Below are 17,556 nucleotides of genomic sequence, written 5' to 3' on the forward strand. Positions count from 1 at the left end.
TCATTCAGGTTTGTTACCACGCGTTAGCGCGAAGTCGCGACCCTGTGCTCACGTTCTGACACGCTTACATCCTGATACTCACGTCCTGATACAAGGAGTGCGTTCAAATGCAGATCACTGGCGCCGGGCCCGCTCAACAGACCCAGTTCGATTTCGATACGAAAATCGAAAAGCAGGGCAGCGACGAGGCGGAATCTAGAACGCAGGTTGCCGCAGAACAGTCCGTGCCCGGAAGCGAGGCGCGCGAACAGACGGCCTCTGTCCAGGCTTCGTCCGAAAGTTCTGAAAACAACACCGAGGACCGCTCCGGCAACCGCGAACGCGGAGTTGGCGAGCGGGTTGACATTTCGGTGTGAGGCCGCGCGCAGCGAGCCTCGCGCGGCGAAGTCGAGATTTTCTGATCATCGCAGCCATCCCCGCGGCTGCGATCGAAAAAGCCGGTTCCGTGTGTGCATGGGGCCGGCTTTTTTATCGCGGGGACGACAGTACGAGGCAAACCGACGGTCTTTCCTGCTAGACTTTTCGAAAAGGCCTAGCGCGGTTTTCTTCAGTTCTTCCCGTCCATTGCGGCTGTCAGCAGCACCTGAGCGTCGGGCGAATCCCATTCTGCCGGGCCGTACATGGTGCCGATCTCGCATCCTTCAGGGCTCACTAGCATGGTGGTGGGCAGGCCGGTCGCGCGGCTCATCGAGCGCAATTCGTTGAAGATGCCCATGCTGTCGTCGGCATAGTGGGCCAGATGCTTCACGTCGATCTCTTTCATGAAATTCCAGGGCCGGTCGCCGCCGCGCGTATCCACGTTGACCGGAACCACCTGGAAATCATCGCTGTCCAGCGCGCCTTCCAGACGGTCGAGCGCGGGCATTTCCTTGCGGCACGGGGCGCACCAGGTGGCCCAGAGGTTCAAAAGCACGGTCTTTCCGGCGAAATCGGCGACCGTCATGTCGGTGCCGTCCTGCGCCTTGAAGGCGAGGCTGGAGACGTCGAGCGCCTTGGTCGTGGGCAGGAAGGCGGCCACCTCGCCGGTTGCCAGCGGTTTGATTTTTGCTGCGGTGGCCAGTGACGCCTTGCAAGTCTTGTCAGCGCCCGAGTTGCCATCGGGCCATCCGATCCCGTATATCGCTGCCACACCCATTGCCGCGCCCGCCAATCCGGCGAGCACGATCAATTTCAGGCCGTTTCCGCGTTTCGGGTTTTCGTTGGCGGGTTCGGTCATCTTTCTAGGCAACCTTGCTTAAGGGGCTTGAGGATGAGCAATCGCATGTGGGGCGGCCGGTTCGCCGAGGGTCCCGACGCCATCATGGAGGAAATCAATGCCTCCATCGACTATGACCGCAAGCTCTATCAGCAGGATATCGCCGGGTCCAAGGCTCATGTTCGCATGCTGGCCGCGCAAGGCATTGTCGGCGCGCAGGATGCGGAGGCGATCGCCAAGGGTCTAGACACGATCCTGTCAGAAATAGAGGCGGGCACGTTCATCTTTTCGCGCGCACTCGAAGACATCCATATGAACATCGAGGCGCGGCTGGCCGATCTCATCGGCGATGCGGCGGGACGTCTGCACACCGCGCGCTCGCGCAACGACCAGGTGGCGCTCGATTTCCGCCTGTGGGTGCGCGACACGCTCGATACGCTCGACCATCAGCTTTCCGAGCTGCAGCAGGCCCTGGCGGAAAAGGCTGAAAAGCACGCCGGTGCGGTGATGCCCGGCTTTACGCATCTGCAGTCGGCCCAGCCCGTCACCTTCGGCCATCACATGCTGGCCTATGTGGAGATGATCGCGCGCGATCGCAGCCGTGTGCGCGATGCCCGCAAGCGGATGAACGAATGTCCGCTGGGCTCCGCAGCATTGGCCGGAACCTCCTTCCCGATCGATCGGTTCGCGACGGCGGAAGCACTTGGCTTCGATCGGCCGACGGCCAATTCGCTCGATGCGGTGGCCGATCGCGATTTCATTCTGGAAGCCTTGTCGACGGCGGCCATCTGCGCGGTGCACCTGTCGCGGCTGGCTGAGGAAATCGTGCTGTGGTGCTCGGCCCAGTTCGGGTTCGTGAAGCTGTCGGACAAGTTCGCCACCGGCTCCTCGATCATGCCGCAGAAGCGCAATCCGGATGCCGCCGAACTGGTGCGCGCCAAGACGGGCCGCATTTCCGGTGCCCTGCTTGGCCTGCTGACGGTGATGAAGGGCCTGCCGCTCGCCTATTCCAAAGACATGCAGGAAGACAAGGAACAGGCCTTCAACGCGCTTTCCAACCTGTCGCTGGCGGTTGACGTGATGACCGGCATGGTCGGCGACATGGAGCCGGACGTCACGCGCCTGAAGAAGGCCGCCGGGTCGGGCTATTCCACGGCGACCGATCTCGCCGACTGGCTGGTCCGGGTTCTGGGCGTGCCGTTCCGTCGGGCCCATCACATCACCGGGTCCATTGTCGGCATCGCGGCGGCCAAGGGTATCGACCTGCACAAGGTGCCGTTGGCCGAAATGCAGGAGGTTGAGCCGGGGATCACCGAGGGCGTCTATTCGGTGCTGTCCGTTGGCAAGTCGGTCAAAAGCCGCGTCTCCTACGGCGGCACGGCACCGAGCAACGTGCGCAAGCAGGCCCGGTGCTGGCTGAAGCAGCTGGAGAAGGAACGGGCCAAGGCCTGATCCGTCTTGAGGTGAGTGGCCCCGGTCGCTCACCCTTCGAGCCTCATGGGCGCCCCATCTGCGCCTGGGCGGATGAGCGGCAAGACGTCCGTTCCCCCAAACAACGTCTTGAAGCAAATCGCACTCCGTGCGACAGGAGAGAGAGCACACCCGCGCCGTTTGAAGAAATCTGGAGAGATCCGTGAGCGTCGTTCGTTCCGCCCGTCTGGCCGTTCTCGCCGTCGCCGTCCTGACGCTCACCTTGAGCGGATGCGGGCGTCGCGGGCCGTTGGAACCGCCGAGTGCGGCGCAAAAACCGGAAGTTGCCAGCGCGGCCGCCGTCGCGCCCGGTGCGGCTCAAGACGAGAAACCGGCGCCGTCGGAAAATATGACAAGCCGTTCATTCTCGATCCCCTGATCTGATCTCTCTGGAGCTAAAGCTCGTGCATAATTTTTCGTATCGCAACGGCGTTCTGCACGCCGAAGACGTGAGCGTAGCCGATATCGCGCGCGAGGTCGGCACGCCTTTCTACTGTTACTCCACCACAACGCTGGAACGTCACTACAAGGTCTTTTCCGAGTCTTTCTCGTCGATCGACGCTCTGGTCTGCTACGCCATGAAGGCTAATTCCAATCAGGCCGTGCTGACGACGCTTGCGCGTCTTGGCGCGGGGATGGACGTGGTCTCTGAAGGCGAATTGCGCCGCGCGCTCGCCGCGGGCGTGCCCGGCAGCCGGATCATGTTCTCCGGCGTCGGCAAGACCGACCATGAGCTGGCCTTCGCGCTCGACAACGACATCCTGTGCTTCAACGTGGAATCGGAGCCGGAACTGGAAGCGCTCTCGCGGGTCGCGGCCTCCAAGGGCCGGACGGCGCGGGTCTCGCTGCGTATCAATCCGGACGTCGATGCGCGCACGCACAAGAAGATCTCCACCGGCAAGGTTGAGAACAAGTTCGGCATTCCGTGGCAGCGCGCCCGCGAGGTTTACGGGCGTGCGGCCGATCTGCCGGGTATAGAAGTCACCGGCATCGACATACATATCGGCTCGCAGATCACCGAGCTGGAGCCTTTCGATGCCGCGTTCGCGCGTCTCGGCGAACTGATCGAGACCTTGCGCGCCGACGGTCACCGCATCGGGCACGTGGATCTGGGCGGCGGGCTCGGCATTCCCTATCGCGACAGCAACGAATTGCCGCCGCACCCGGAGGCCTACGCCGAACTGGTGAAGACCCATGTGGAACGGCTCGACTGCCAGATCGTGTTCGAGCCCGGTCGTCTGATCGCGGGCAATGCGGGCATCCTCGTCTCGCAGGTCGTCTACGTGAAGCACGGGGCGGACCAGACCTTCATCATTGCCGATGCAGCGATGAACGATCTGATCCGCCCGACGCTCTACGAGGCCTGGCACGAGATCGCTTCGGTCGTGGAGCCCGCCGTCGATGCCCCGCGCATCAAGGCGGATGTCGTCGGGCCGGTTTGCGAAACGGGCGACTATCTCGGTCTTGGTCGCGACATGCCGGCGGTTTCGGCCGGAGATCTGATCGCGGTCTATTCCGCCGGAGCTTATGGCGCGGTTCAGGCAGGGACCTACAATTCCCGCCGTCTTGTGCCGGAGGTTCTGGTGAACGGCGCCGAGTATGCCGTGGTCCGTCCGCGTCCCAGCTACGACGATCTGATCGCTCTCGATCGCATTCCGGACTGGCTGAAGGACTGAGGCGCGCAGACCTCAAGCTGCGGAAACCTCGATGTTCGCCAATCGCCTCTCCCATGGGGGGAGGTCGGACCAACGGTCCGGGTGAGGGGTATTGATCTTTCGTGGATACGGCGAACTCTCATCCCCTCACCCTAACTCTCTCCCCATGGGAGAGGGGACTTGTGCGTCTCCTGCCGCGTCTTGCCAAGCAATGACACGCTTTCGGCGACGCTGAGGACGCCTTCTCGTTTCCCGCTCTTGAACGCACCGGTCTTTCCCCCTCTTGAACTGATTGTGACCGGGGAAAACACGCAGCGGCCATAATTAGCTTGCCGTGTGGCGGTCCGCGACACACCCTGTAGACTGTGCGATGCGTCGGATCGTCAAAATGACGCCGTTACCAGGTACGTCATTCGGGGAGACGATCGGCAACCGGCAATCGGGGAGCTTCAGTCTTGCCAGAGCAGCAAGATCCGTCTCAGACAGATCTTAGGTCTCCTTTCGAGCGGCGGCTGGATCGTGCGCTCGCGCTGGCGTGCTCCGCTCTCTTCTGGGAGCGCCTGTGGCCCGTAGCCTATCGGGTGCTGATGGTCGGCGGTCTTTTCCTCGCCCTTTCTTGGCTCGGCTTATGGTGGATCTTGCCTTCGTGGCTGCGCTGGATCGGCGTCGTCGCCTTCCTTGGCGCGCTCGCCTATGAGGCCTGGCCGGGGCTCAAGCTGCGCTGGCCGACGCGGGCGGAGGGCATCGCGCGGCTCGAAGAGGTCGGGCATTATCGGCACCACCCGCTTGCCGCGCTGAAAGATCATCTGGTAACCGACAAGAACGATCCGACGGTGTGCGCCCTGTGGCGGGCGCATCGTGCGCGGGCGCTGAAGGCGCTGACCGCGCTGAAGCCGGGCTGGCCGCACCCCCAGGCTTTCCGCAATGATCCCTGGGCCTTGCGGGTGATCGTCGCCTTGCTGCTCGTCGTCGGTTTCGGCGTCTCAACCGGCGAACGTGGTATGCGCACCGTTTCGGCCTTTGTCGGCTCCGGTGCATCGGATACGCTTATCGGGCGCATCGATGCCTGGGTGACGCCGCCCAGTTATACCCGTCGTCCGCCCATTTTCCTGACCGGAGACATGGGATCGGCGCGCGATCCCAAGGCCATCGTCACGGTTCCGGAGGGAAGCGTCGTCGTGGTGCGCGCGCAGGGCGAAAGCCGCGATCTCGGCGTGGTTTCGCTAACCGGCGGCACGGAGATGGCGATTGTTCCCGAAGTCTCGCAGGATCCCACCGTTGCCTCCGATGCGCCGCTCGAACATCGCATTACGCTGGCTTCAAGCGGTGATGTGGAGGTTCGCCGCGGCGGCGACGTCGTCGATCGCTGGCGGTTTTCAGTGGAGCCGGATGCCGATCCGGTCATCGATTTTCTGGAAGAGCCGGAGCCGCAACTGAGCGGCACATTGAAACTCGCCTACGAGGTTTCCGACGATTACGGGGTGATGTCGGCGCGGGCGGAAATCGAGCCCACCTCCGATGCCACGACCATTGCCGGGGCGTCGTCGGCCGAGCCGCATCCGCTCTATGAGGCGCCCGTCTTTCCGCTGTCGCTGCCGCACCGCCGGGCGCGCGAGGGACAGGGTGAGACCTTCAAGAACCTCACCTCTCACCCCTGGGCGGGCTCCAAGGTCCGTCTGACGCTGGTTGCCAAGGATGAGGCGGGGCAAGAGGGGCGCAGTGCGACCAAGACCATCACGTTGCCTGAGCGCCGTTTCACCAAGCCGCTGGCGCGCGCCATCGTGGAGCAGCGCTGCAATCTCGCGCTTGACGCCAACCTGCAGCCGCAGGTGATCGACGCGGTGGACATGCTGATGCTGGTGCCCGACGAATTCATGGAGTCGCCGAAATCCTATCTCGGAATGAAGTTCGTCTATGCCCGGCTGAATTCCGCCAAAAGCGACAAGGAACTGAAGGAAGCTTCCGATCTGATGTGGGAGCTGGCGCTCTCCATCGAGGACGGCGATCTGTCGGTTGCCGAGCGCGAATTGCGGCAGGCGCAGGAACGTCTGCGCGAGGCGCTGGAGCGCGGTGCAAGCGACGAGGAGATCGCCAAGCTCACGCAGGAACTGCGCGAGGCGCTGCAGCGCTACATGCAGGCGCTGGCGGAGCAGTTGAAGAACAATCCGCAGGTCATGCAGCCGATGGATACCAATGCGCAGATGTTGCGCAGTCACGATCTGGAGGAGATGCTGCGGCGGATTGAGGAACTGGCCAAGAACGGCGCGCGGGATGCGGTGCGCGATCTTCTGGCGCAGATGCAGCGGATGATGGAAAACCTGCAGACCGGGCGCATGCAGCAGATGCAGCAGAGCCGTCAGTCGCGGGAAATGATGAAGATGCTGGGCGAGCTGGCCGACACGATCCGTCGCCAGCAGGAGCTGATGGATCAGACGCACCGGCAAGGCCAGCAGATGACGCCCGAGGAGTTTACTGAGGCGCTCAAGCGTCTGCAGGAGGGCCAGAACGAACTGGCCCAGCGCCTGCAGGAACTGATGGATCAGATGGCCAAAAACGGCATGCCCAAGCCCGGCGAGCTGGGCGAGGCGGGCAAGAGCATGGACCGGGCCGGCAAGGCGCTCGGCCAGGGACGGCCGGGTGACGCCGTGGGCAATCAGGCCGACGCCCTGAAGGAACTTCGCGACGGTGCGGGAAAGCTCGGCGAGCAGATGATGGGCCCCGGCGGGCCGCGCGGATTGATGGGGCGTGAGGACAATTGTAACGAGGATCCCCTCGGACGACGACCTAGCCACACCGATATGCCCCCAGACGGACGCGGGCCGAAAGTGCCTGGCGATATCGATATTCAGCGCGCCGGCCGCATCCTCGAAGAACTGCGCCGCCGCTTTTCCGATCCCAACCGGCCGCAGCTTGAGCTGGATTACCTGGAGCGCTTGCTGAAGCGGGAGTGAGGCGTGCCTCTCTCGGGAATCGGGGGCATCACGGGCAAAGAGACAAGGTGCCTTCGGCGCTTGTTACGCTGGATTTCGGATCAGCGTTCGGCTTCGCCTCACTTGTCCGGAATGAGGGAGTTTGTGGCGGAGTTGTAATCATACGCAGGCACCGTTGCCACGTGCTATCGTCCGGGGGTCTGTACGCACTTGATTGGCGTGTGGTTACAATTCTCCTCTTGCTCCTCATTCCGGACGATCTGCGGCGAAGCCGCATGACCAGATCCGGAATCCAACGCAACTAGCGTCGAAAGCCCCGTATCCCTGCTCCGGACCATCTTATTCCGGCGTTCTTCCCCGCCGCAGGGCCGTGACCTCGATCTCCACCAGCATTTCCTTCTCGATCATCTCGCACAGCACCATTGTGGCCGCGGGGCGGATTTCGCCGAAGGCATCGGCCAGAATGGGGGTGATGCGGCGCACGTGATCGCGCTCGGACACGTAAGTAGCGAACCCGAACCACGTTGGCTAGCGAGGCTCCCGCTTCCGCCAGCGTGCGGGCGGTGTTGGCCGGCGCCTTGCGCGCCTGCGTCTCCACCGTGGCCGGAAGCGTCTTCTTTTCGTAGTCGTAGTCGGTTGTGCCGGAAACGAAGATCCAGTCTCCGTTCATGACGGCGCGGGCATAGCCGAACCGTCGCTCGAAATCGGAGCCGGTGTAGATCTGGTGTCGGATCATGGCGTGTCGTCCGGTCATTCGTGAGGAGGTCGCGTTCGTGGCCGTCTCGAAGGATGGGCCACTCGCCCCTTGGATCGCAAGTTGTTTCGCGTGCCCCGGCGTGGCTTCATATGCGCGCGGTCGGCGGCGTGCGCGGTGTCCGTCCGAGCAGCGCATAGGCGAGAATTCCGAGCACCGGCAGGCCCGGCGCCACGGTCGCCATCGCCAGGATGGGATCGTTCAGTGATGCGGCGAGGATCGATCCCACGAAGCTGCTGTCGAACTGGATGAAGCCCATCATCGAGGTGGCGGAGCCCGCCATGCGGGCGAATGCGGCCAGCGCCCGGGTAGTGGTGGCCGGAATGACGAAGGCAAGCGAGAAGACGAAAAGCGCGATCGGCGCCATCACCTTCAGATAGCTCAGATCCATCTGAAACAGGTTGAAGGAGAGCAGTGCCATGCCCGCCACGACGCCGACGATCGACCACGGGATGAGGCTCTCGGCGGAATGGCGGCGGAGCAGGCGGGAGGTGACGATGGTGTCGAAGAAGTAGCTGCCGGACTGCAGCATCATGCCGAGGCCGAATTGTGCGGGCGTCAACCCCACATGCTCGATCATCATGAAGGGAATGAGGGCCGCGATCGTGTAGAGGGTGCCGAGTGACAGGTCAATGAAAAGCGAGGGTTGCATGAAGGCCGGCGTCACGGACAAGGTTGCATAGGAGGAAATCAGGCGACGGGGATGGTCGCGGCTGCGGTCGGGATGGGCGTTGGTCTCCGGCAGCAGCGTGTAGACGGCGACCGCCAGCGTTCCACCGTAGATGATCATGAAATAGAAGATTTCTTGCCAGCCGAAGAGCGTCAGCGTAATGCCGCCAATGGTGGGGGAAATGGCGGGGCCGACCGCCAGCATCATGCCCACCGCGTTCAGGATGCGCGAGGAGGCCTGGCCGATATACTGATCGTGCACGATGGCTCGCGAGGTCGCCATGCCGACCGCCGTTCCCACGCCCTGAAAGAGCCGCGTGCCGATCAGCCAATCGACCGTGGGCGCGAAGGTCGCGACGATCGTCGCTCCCAGATAGAGCGGCAGAAACGCCAGTGTCACGGGCCGTCGGACAAAGGCGTCGGTGAGCGGGCCGCACAGGAGCTGCGTCATCGCAAAGCCCGCGAAATAGGTTGTCAGCGTGAGCTTGATGACGGCGGGCGAGGTGTCGAACACCGCGGTCAGCGTCGGCATGGCCGGGGTGTAGAGCGCCATGGAAATCGGACCGATGGCAACGAGGGCGGCGCCGAGCATGGCGGTTCGGCGCTCGCTCATCTGGGGAGCCGGAGGGACGATCTGGTTCATCTTGTTTTCTTGTTCCCGTCGGCGGCGGGCTCCGGCGTATTGGTTGCGAGATTGGTCTGAAGTGCCTGCAGGAGCGCGAAGGTTCGCTCGATATCCGCGTCGCTGAAGCCTGCGAAGGCCTGCTTGCGGATGCTTTCGATCAGGGGGTCGAAGCAATGGATGGCGAGGGCGGCCTTGTCGGTGAGGCGGATGAGCTTGGCACGGCGGTCGTTGGGATCGGGGCAGCGCTCCACCAGTCCGGCCGCCTCCAGCCGGTCGAGAAATCCGACCAGCGTCATCGGCTCCACGCCAAGATACTCGGCCAGCACGCTCTGGCGCGTGTCGGATAGGCGCTGCACGAAGGCAAGTGTCCGCGCTTCGCCAAGCGTCAGGCCCAGTCTGGCATCGGCAAGACCTTTGGCAAAATGTCTCCGGGCCAGCCGCGCGAGGTCGGTTAGCAGGAAGCTGATCGGGCGCTCGGTTGGCTCAACAGTCATACGGCTATCATATTATATGGAGACCTTATGACCTATTCGGACCGTTCCCCTTGGTCAAGCTATTGCGTGTTGTTGATCGCGGTGCGTTGCACAAACCGGTCATTTGCCTTATATACGCGGCCAATCGCAACAACCGGCCCTGTTGGGCCTGCCGCTACAAGGGCGCAACGAACCGCGGGTCCTATCGGGCTCGCGGTGCTTTTTTGGATGGGCTTATGAATCTGCGCAACATCGCCATCATCGCTCACGTCGACCATGGCAAGACCACGCTGATCGACGTTCTGCTCAAGCAATCCGGCGCTTTCCGTGAAAATCAGCGCACGGAAGACCGGATGATGGATTCCAATGACCTGGAGCGTGAGCGCGGCATCACCATCCTAGCGAAGGTCACTTCGCTGGTATGGAAGGACACGTGCATCAACATCGTCGACACGCCGGGCCACGCCGATTTCGGCGGCGAGGTGGAGCGTATCCTGAACATGGTTGACGGCGCCGTCATTCTGGTGGACGCGTCCGAAGGGCCGATGCCGCAGACCAAGTTCGTGCTCTCCAAGGCCCTGAAGCTGGGTCTGGAACCGATCGTCGCCATCAACAAGATCGACAAGCCGAACCAGCGCGCCGAGGAAGTGCTGGACGAGGTGTTCGATCTGTTCGCCGTGCTCGATGCCGACGAAGAGCAGCTCGACTTCCCTGTTCTCTACGGCTCGGCCAAGCAGGGCTGGATGTCGCTTGATCCCGAGCAGCCCGCCGAACCTTCCATGGCGCCCCTTTTCGACGTGGTTCTGGAGCGCGTCGCGCCGCCCCATGCGGAGGAAGGTTCCTTCCGCATGCTGGCGACCACGATCCAGTCCAACCCGTTCCTCGGCCGTATCCTCACCGGCCGTATCGTGGCCGGTAAGGCCATCCCGAACATGGCGGTCAAGGCTCTGTCGCGTGACGGCAAGGTCGTGGAGCAGGGACGTATCTCCAAGGTTCTGGCCTTCCGTGGTCTCGACCGGCAGCCGATCGACGTGGGCGAGGCGGGTGATATCGTCTCCATCGCAGGCCTTCAGACGGCGACGGTCGCCGACACGATCTGCGCGCCGGACATCTCCGAGCCGCTGCACGCCCAGCCGATCGATCCGCCGACTCTGTCGATGACCTTCCGCGTCAACAACGGTCCGCTGTCGGGCACCGAGGGTGACAAGGTGCAGAGCCGCGTCATCCGCGAACGCCTGATGTCGGAAGCGGAAGGCAACGTCGCGCTTAAGGTCGAGGACAGTGCGGAGCCGGATGCCTTCGTCGTGTCGGGTCGTGGCGAATTGCAGCTCGCGATCCTCATCGAGAACATGCGCCGCGAGGGCTTCGAGTTGTGCGTCGGGCGTCCGCGCGTCGTCTTCCAGCAGGACGAGGTGGGCAACACGCTCGAGCCGATCGAAGAAGTGATCATCGACGTCGACGAGGAATTCTCCGGCGCGGTGGTACAGAAGCTGTCTGAGCGCAAGGCGGATCTCATCGAGATGCGTCCCTCCGGCGGCGACCGCACGCGTCTGCTCTTCCATGCGCCGACGCGCGGTCTCATCGGCTATCAGTCGGAGCTTCTGTCGGATACGCGCGGTACGGCGATCTTCAACCGTCTGTTCCACGGCTACGCGCCCTACAAGGGCGAGATCCCGAGCCGCAACACCGGCGTGCTGATCTCCAACTCCAACGGCGAGTCCGTGGCCTATGCGCTCTTCAACCTGGAAGATCGCGGCCCGATGCTGATTGGCGCCAGCGTCAAGGTCTACGAGGGCATGATCATCGGCGAGCACACCCGCGGTAACGACCTCGACGTGAATCCGATCAAGGGCAAGCAACTCACCAATACCCGTGCGTCGGGCAAGGACGAGGCGGTCAAGCTGACCACGCCGATCAAGCTGTCGCTTGAAGGCGCGCTGTCCTACATCGCCGATGACGAACTGGTGGAAGTAACCCCGAAGAGCATCCGCCTGCGCAAGGCGATCCTCGATCCGAACGATCGCAAGAAGGCCTCGCGCGTGAAGAAGACGGCGGCGTAAGACACGCCGCGCGCATCCGATCGGCGGCCGCATGCCGCCGGTCCTTGTGTGCTCTCGCTGTGAGGCCTCGCGGCGATGTTTGTGCCCGCACAAAAAACAAGGAGGAGGGTTTCCCTCCTCCTTGCTGAAATGCTCACCGATTAAAAAATCTAGCCGTATTCATTGCATCGGCAAAAGCCGGTCAAAAGCCCCTGGGCAGCTCCTCCCAAGAGCTGGGATCCCGTGTGGGCAAGAAACTATTCGGCCAAGTCCTACCAAATCTCCCATCCTGTCGCTCTCGAACGGTAGGTCGGGGTAACCACGAATATAACGTTGCGTTGAGATACACGCGCAAGTTGTCCTCGTCTTTGCGACCGCTAATTGTAACGGTGCCGCAGGCTTGACATTCCACCGACTGGAAACCCTATCTCCTGTAAATGCGGCTACTCGCGGCTCCGAAATCAGGCCCTGAGGCGCGCGGTTCGCGACCCAGCTCAGGCATTGGACAGTCTCTCATGAGTACCCAACTCGCTGAAACCAATGCGGAATCCTCCAGCGCGGTACAGCTCGACATTACGGGGATGACCTGTGCTGCCTGTTCCACGCGCGTGGAAAAGGTGCTGAAGCACGTTCCCGGCGTGGCGGATGCCACCGTCAATCTGGCGATGGAACGCGCCGATATCGCCTTCAACGACAACGTCAAGGTGGACGATCTCGTCGCCGCGGTTGAAAAGAGCGGCTATCACGCCTTCCCGCGCGCCAATGACGCCGAAGTACGCCGCGCTGAGCGTGAGGAGCGCGAACGCGAAACGGCGCGCGAGGAGCGGCACACCTTCATCATTCTCGTTGTCTCCGCGCTTCTGGCCGCCCCTCTGGTGGCGCAGATGATCGCCATGACGGCAGGCCTTTCGTTCCATCTGTCGCCGATCATGGAGCTGGTTCTGGCCGCGCCCGTGCAGGTCATCGCCGGGACGCGGTTCTATCGCGGCGCCTTCAAGGCGCTTCGCGGTGGCAGCGCCAACATGGACGTGCTGGTCGCGCTCGGCACCTCGGCTGCCTTCTTCTATTCGCTCTATCATCTGATCACGCTTGGGAATGCGGCGACCGGGCATCTCTATTTCGAGGCGTCCGCCGTCATTCTGACGCTGATCGTCTTCGGCAAGCTTCTGGAGGCGTGGGCCAAGCGTTCGACGACCGCCGCCGTTCGCTCGCTGATGGCGTTGCGGCCTGAAAGCGCCAACCGGCTGACGGAAACCGGCACCGAGGTCGTGCCGATCTCCGCGCTGCGGCTCGGTGATCGGGTCCTGGTCAAGCCGGGCGAGCGGGTGCCGGTGGACGGTACCGTTCGCGAGGGGACGAGCGAACTCGACGAATCCCTGATTACCGGCGAAAGCCTGCCGGTCCTGCGGTCCAGCGGCGGCGACATCACCGCCGGAACGATCAACGGCTCCGGCGCGCTTATCGTGGAAGCGACCGTGCTTGGCGAGGATACGACGCTGTCGCGCATTATCCGCCTCGTCGAGAACGCCCAGACCAGCAAGGCCCCGGTGCAGCGACTGGCCGACAAGTTGGCTGCCGTTTTCGTACCGACCGTGGTCGGCATTGCCGCGCTGACCTTCGTGGTCTGGTTGGTGGCCGGCGGAACGTTCGAAAACGCCCTAATCGCGGTGGTTGCGGTTATGGTCATCGCGTGCCCCTGTGCGCTGGGCCTGGCAACACCAACCGCGCTTGTCGCGGGAACGGGCGCTGCGGCGCGCTCCGGCATTCTGGTGAAGGACATCCAGGCGCTGGAAACCGCGGTTCATGTCGACACGGTCGTCTTCGACAAGACCGGCACGCTCACCGAGGGCCGTCCGGAAGTCACCGACATCCAGGCTTTCGATTATGATCCCAATCGTCTGTTGTGTATTGCCGCGTCCGCCCAGACGGCAAGCGAACACCCGCTGGCCCATGCCATGGTGCGCGCCGCCGAGGAACGCAGGCTGGAGCTTTCCCGCCCGACGAAGTTCGAGGCTTGCACGGGCCGCGGGCTTGTCGCAGAAATCGCAGGTCAGCCCGTGGCCATCGGCAATGCGGCGCTGATGGACGAACTCGGCATCGATCATTTCACCGCCGACGACATGCGTCGCGATCTGGAAAACCAGGCCAAGACCAGCGTCATGGTGGCGGGGGCGGGCCGCACTGTCGGTGTTGTCGCCATGGCCGATCAGCCGCGCGAGGGGGCGGCCGATGCGCTCGCCAAGTTGAAGCATATGGGCGTTCGCACGCTGATGCTCACCGGTGACAGCCCTGCCGTTACCCAGGCAATCGCCGCGGGTCTCGATCTCGACGACGTGGAAGCCGGGATCCCGCCCGACGGCAAGGCGGCGCGGATCGAGGCGTTGCGCAAGGAAGGCGCGACGGTTGCGATGGTCGGCGATGGCCTCAATGATGCACCCGCTCTTGCGTCGGCCGATATCGGCATCGCCATGGGCTCGGGCGCCGACGTGGCGCTGGAGACGGCGGGCATCACGCTGATGCGATCCGATCCGCGCATGGTGGTGGCGGCACTAGAGGTCTCCCGGGCGACGGTGCGCAAGATCCGCCAGAACCTGTTCTGGGCCTTCATCTACAACGTCGTCGGCATCCTGCTTGCCGCGATGGGCTTCCTGTCTCCGGCCATCGCCGGGGCGGCGATGGCCATGAGCTCGATCTTGGTCGTGACCAATGCCGGGTTGCTGTGGCGCTGGAAGGCGAAGGTTTAAGGGGAGTGGTGGCGCTTGCGCGCCGCTTGTTGCGCTGATTCGGAATCCAGCGCAACAAGCGGCGGCAAGGCCGCTCCATTTGCCTTTCTCCCGTCGCGATCCCATCCAAGCCGTAATCCCGGCTATGATGACCTTCGACACGATGCGAGAGAGGCAATGAACGACACCTATCCGCTTGACGGCGAAATCCTCGGTCCCCCCGATCCTTCGGGGCCGCGCGAGCGTGAGCGCCTGAACGAGAAGGCGGCGCGGGTTCGCAAGTTGTTCTTCAAGGCCGTGCGCAAGGCATTGCGGCAATCCCCTGCATGAAAGACGTGATCGCGGCCTATTACTGTGCCTTCGATCCGGCTACGCCGCCCAAGGTGCGCGCCACGCTGATCGGCGCTCTCGCCTATTTCGTGCTGCCGCTCGATGCCGTGCCCGACTTCATCCTCGGCATAGGCTTCACCGACGACGCCACGCTGTTGCTGGCCGCTATTTCGATGTTGGGTGCGAATATCCGCGAGGAACACCGTCAGGCCGCCCGCGACGTGCTGGCCAATATGGACGATTAGGGCTGCGTGAAGCGCGCGGGCGGGATGGTACCTGGTGTCCATCCTTCGAGACGGCGTCTGCGATGTCTCCTCAGGATGAGGTTGTTTGGATTGAATATTTCATAAAATATATCAATATGATAATGTCATCTTGAGGAGCTCCTAAAAGGCCGTCTCGAAGGATGGGCCAATGCTACACTCTCCGGTCCGGCCCTTTCACTCAGGCCTCAATACTCCACGAGCTTCATTTCCGGCGAATATTCTTCTCCCGGCACGTCCTTGGTCACGGCTTGGCCGCAGATGGTGCGTCCTTGCACGGGATCGAAGGTGAGCGAGACCGAGCCCGCGAGTTCCCAACCCTTGTTGAGCGTCGCCGTGACGCGGTGGCAGAAGGTGGAATCATCCGGACCGGTGATGAAGCGGTAGAGTTTCATGAGATCCTGTCGTCTCTATTGCGCGCGCGGCAATCGCATCGGCGATCACGACGGTGCGCCGTGCCATCTCCGCATGGAGCCGTTCCACCATCCGCCCGTCAAGCTGGATTGCGCCCTTGTTCGCGTTTTCCGGCAAATCGAAGGCGGCGATGATGGTCCGCGCCCGCTCCACTTCTTCCGCGCTTGCCGAAAAGGTCTCGTTGCACGGGGCGATCTGCGTGGGGTGAATGAGCGTCTTGCCGTTCATGCCCATGTCCATGCCTTGTGCGCATTCGGCTGCGAACCCTTCCTCGTTGGCGAAATCGTTGTAGACCCCGTCGACGATATCGAGCCCGTTGGCGCGGGCCGCGGCAAGGCAGGTCATCAGCCAGGGCAGCATTGCGGCGCGGCCGGGAACGAGGCGTGCGCCGGTTTCCTTGGCGAGATCGTTGGTACCCATCACGAAGACGGAGAGGCGCGGCGAGACGGTTCCTGCGGCCGCCGCGATCTGACCGGCGTTCAGCATGGCGAGCGGGGTTTCCATCATCGCCCAGAGGGCGAGATCGTCGGACGCTCCGGCCTTCCGCAACCGGTCCTCGATATCGGTGAGGTCGTCAGGTGAAAAGATCTTCGGGATCAGGATCGCATCGGGGCCGGCTGTGGCTGCGGCTTCCAGATCGGCCTCGCCCCACGGGGTCGACAGGCCGTTGATGCGGATCACCACTTCGCGCGGGCCGTAGCCGCCCTGTTTGACCGCATCGCTCACCTGCGACCGCGCGGTTTCCTTGGCATCGGGGTCGACGGCGTCTTCCAGATCGAAGATCAGGGCGTCCACGTTAAGCGTCCTCGCCTTGTCCAGCGCAAGGGCGTTGGAGCCGGGCATGTAGAGAACGGAGCGGCGCGGTCGGAAAGTCATGGACGGATCCTCTTCGGGGTCGATTCTTGGTTCGGATTACCCTTGCGAATATTGCCGATGCGCGAAGGCGCCCGCTAGCCGACTTTCGCAAGGTTGCGGCGGCGGAAGATCATGTCCTTGGCGGCGATCGGCGCGCCCAGCGTGATCAGGCCACAGGCCCCTGCGACGGGCAGCGTGAAGGCTCCGAAGCCGAAGGCGATGAGCAGCAGGGTGGAGAGAAACGGCGCGCCGTAGGCGGCGCTCCCAGCACCTGAATATCGCCCCGCTTAACGCCGAAATCCCAGACATAGAAGGCAAGACTGACCGGAAAGAGACCCAGTCAGTGCGAGGACTGCGCCCCATTCCGACAGGGAGGCGGGCCAGACCGTTTCCTCGAAGGCGAAATGGCAGGCGAAGGAGAGGACGGAGGTGCCGAAGCAAAAGCCCGCCACCGCGTCGGTCGGCACGTTGGGCAGGCGGCGCGAAAGGACTGAATAGCTCGACCAGAAGAGCGAGGCGCAGCAGGCCGCCAGATAGCCGAGGCCATTGCCTTCAAACGACAATCCCGTCCCGCGCGTGACCAGAAGGGCGGCACCGATGAGGCCCAATGCGGCGCTCGTCAGGTGGTTCCAGCGCAGCTTTTCGCCCGGAAGCAGACCGGAGAAGAGCACGATCAGCAGCGGCCAGGTATAGTTGATCAGGTTGGTATCGACTGGCGGGGCGTTTCTGAGCGACGTGAAATAGAAGAAATGGAAGCCGAAGAGTCCCACAATGCCGAAGGGCCAGACCTTGAGCGGCTGGCGTAGTGCACGGACCGCGCCGGGGCGAAAGGCCATGGAGGCAAGCGCCAGCAGCGCGAAGAGGCCGAAACACAGGCCGTTCAGCAGAAAAGGCGGTACGGAACCGGCGGTGAACAGGCCAAGCGTCGACCACATCAAAACGGCGGTCAGGCCGATCAGCGTGGCGCGGAGACGATCGGGAGATGGAGACATGAAAAGGCTTTCGCGAAAGGCGGGATTGCGGTCACCTTATGCGAGAGCCTACGTCGCCGCAATGGCCGGTGTCACCGATTGTCGCGGCGCAAAACGGGAGGGAGACTAATGCTCGAACTCACATCTTGCCGATCTCGTCGTCGATCTTGCCGCGCCTCTGGAATTGGGG

Annotated in this window: 14 protein-coding genes and 2 pseudogenes; 9 read left to right on the plus strand and 7 right to left on the minus strand. The window is 63.1% G+C overall.

Annotation, left to right across the window (positions count from 1 at the left end):
* The first annotated feature begins 107 nt into the window (after positions 1–107).
* Positions 108–356, plus strand: a complete 249-nt coding sequence (locus QNJ43_RS07015) for a hypothetical protein (RefSeq protein WP_300468509.1) — start codon at positions 108–110, stop codon at positions 354–356.
* A 191-nt stretch (positions 357–547) separates the two neighbouring features.
* Here the strand turns inward: QNJ43_RS07015 and QNJ43_RS07020 are convergent, their stop codons facing one another.
* Positions 548–1,216 carry a TlpA disulfide reductase family protein gene (locus QNJ43_RS07020; RefSeq protein ID WP_300468511.1) on the minus strand — a complete coding sequence of 223 codons (669 nt, stop codon included), beginning with the start codon at positions 1,214–1,216 and terminating at the stop codon, positions 548–550.
* Positions 1,217–1,249: 33 nt separating this feature from the next.
* Between QNJ43_RS07020 and argH the strand changes: the two genes are divergently transcribed.
* From argH to QNJ43_RS07040, 4 genes are all read left to right on the plus strand, one after another.
* Entirely contained in the window at positions 1,250–2,647 is a 1,398-nt protein-coding gene (gene argH, locus QNJ43_RS07025) for an argininosuccinate lyase (protein ID WP_300468513.1), read from the plus strand.
* Between the two features lie 181 nt (positions 2,648–2,828).
* Positions 2,829–3,044: a lipoprotein gene (locus QNJ43_RS07030; protein ID WP_300468515.1), complete on the plus strand. Its 216-nt coding sequence runs from the start codon at positions 2,829–2,831 to the stop codon at positions 3,042–3,044.
* A gap of 25 nt (positions 3,045–3,069) precedes the next feature.
* Complete coding sequence (lysA, locus tag QNJ43_RS07035; RefSeq protein ID WP_300468517.1) at positions 3,070–4,341, plus strand: diaminopimelate decarboxylase; 1,272 nt, start codon at positions 3,070–3,072, stop codon at positions 4,339–4,341.
* A gap of 434 nt (positions 4,342–4,775) precedes the next feature.
* Positions 4,776–7,271 carry a TIGR02302 family protein gene (locus QNJ43_RS07040; protein ID WP_300468519.1) on the plus strand — a complete coding sequence of 832 codons (2,496 nt, stop codon included), beginning with the start codon at positions 4,776–4,778 and terminating at the stop codon, positions 7,269–7,271.
* 318 nt (positions 7,272–7,589) lie between these two features.
* Here the strand turns inward: QNJ43_RS07040 and QNJ43_RS07045 are convergent.
* The 3 genes and pseudogenes from QNJ43_RS07045 to QNJ43_RS07055 form a co-directional block, all read right to left on the minus strand.
* Positions 7,590–7,986, minus strand: a pseudogene (locus tag QNJ43_RS07045) (RidA family protein).
* A 106-nt stretch (positions 7,987–8,092) separates the two neighbouring features.
* On the minus strand, positions 8,093–9,316 hold the full coding sequence (locus QNJ43_RS07050) for a multidrug effflux MFS transporter (protein WP_300468521.1): 1,224 nt from the start codon (positions 9,314–9,316) through the stop codon (positions 8,093–8,095).
* Positions 9,313–9,792 (minus strand): MarR family winged helix-turn-helix transcriptional regulator, encoded by a 480-nt coding sequence (locus tag QNJ43_RS07055; RefSeq protein WP_300468523.1) that lies wholly within the window; start codon positions 9,790–9,792, stop codon positions 9,313–9,315. The genes QNJ43_RS07050 and QNJ43_RS07055 overlap by 4 nt, the downstream gene beginning before the upstream one ends.
* Positions 9,793–10,007: 215 nt before the next feature.
* On the opposite strand from QNJ43_RS07055, the gene typA reads away from it, so the two are divergent.
* From typA to QNJ43_RS07075, 4 genes are all read left to right on the plus strand, one after another.
* On the plus strand, positions 10,008–11,831 hold the full coding sequence (typA, locus tag QNJ43_RS07060; protein ID WP_300468525.1) for a translational GTPase TypA: 1,824 nt from the start codon (positions 10,008–10,010) through the stop codon (positions 11,829–11,831).
* A 494-nt stretch (positions 11,832–12,325) separates the two neighbouring features.
* Positions 12,326–14,554 (plus strand): heavy metal translocating P-type ATPase, encoded by a 2,229-nt coding sequence (locus QNJ43_RS07065; RefSeq protein WP_300468527.1) that lies wholly within the window; start codon positions 12,326–12,328, stop codon positions 14,552–14,554.
* Between the two features lie 156 nt (positions 14,555–14,710).
* Entirely contained in the window at positions 14,711–14,863 is a 153-nt protein-coding gene (locus tag QNJ43_RS07070; protein WP_300468529.1) for a hypothetical protein, read from the plus strand.
* On the plus strand, positions 14,860–15,108 hold the full coding sequence (locus QNJ43_RS07075) for a YkvA family protein (RefSeq protein ID WP_300468531.1): 249 nt from the start codon (positions 14,860–14,862) through the stop codon (positions 15,106–15,108). The genes QNJ43_RS07070 and QNJ43_RS07075 overlap by 4 nt, the downstream gene beginning before the upstream one ends.
* A 206-nt stretch (positions 15,109–15,314) precedes the next feature.
* On the opposite strand, the gene QNJ43_RS07080 is transcribed toward QNJ43_RS07075, so the two are convergent.
* From QNJ43_RS07080 to QNJ43_RS07090, 3 genes and pseudogenes are all read right to left on the minus strand, one after another.
* Positions 15,315–15,521, minus strand: coding sequence for a DUF1737 domain-containing protein (locus tag QNJ43_RS07080; protein ID WP_300468533.1), 207 nt, complete (start codon positions 15,519–15,521; stop codon positions 15,315–15,317).
* Entirely contained in the window at positions 15,487–16,416 is a 930-nt protein-coding gene (locus QNJ43_RS07085) for a CoA ester lyase (protein ID WP_300468535.1), read from the minus strand. The genes QNJ43_RS07080 and QNJ43_RS07085 overlap by 35 nt, the downstream gene beginning before the upstream one ends.
* 74 nt (positions 16,417–16,490) lie before the next feature.
* Positions 16,491–17,387 (minus strand): annotated as a pseudogene (locus QNJ43_RS07090) (EamA family transporter).
* Between the last annotated feature and the right edge of the window lie 169 nt (positions 17,388–17,556).

Source organism: Breoghania sp., from assembly GCF_030066895.1.
Lineage (GTDB): Bacteria > Pseudomonadota > Alphaproteobacteria > Rhizobiales > Stappiaceae > Breoghania.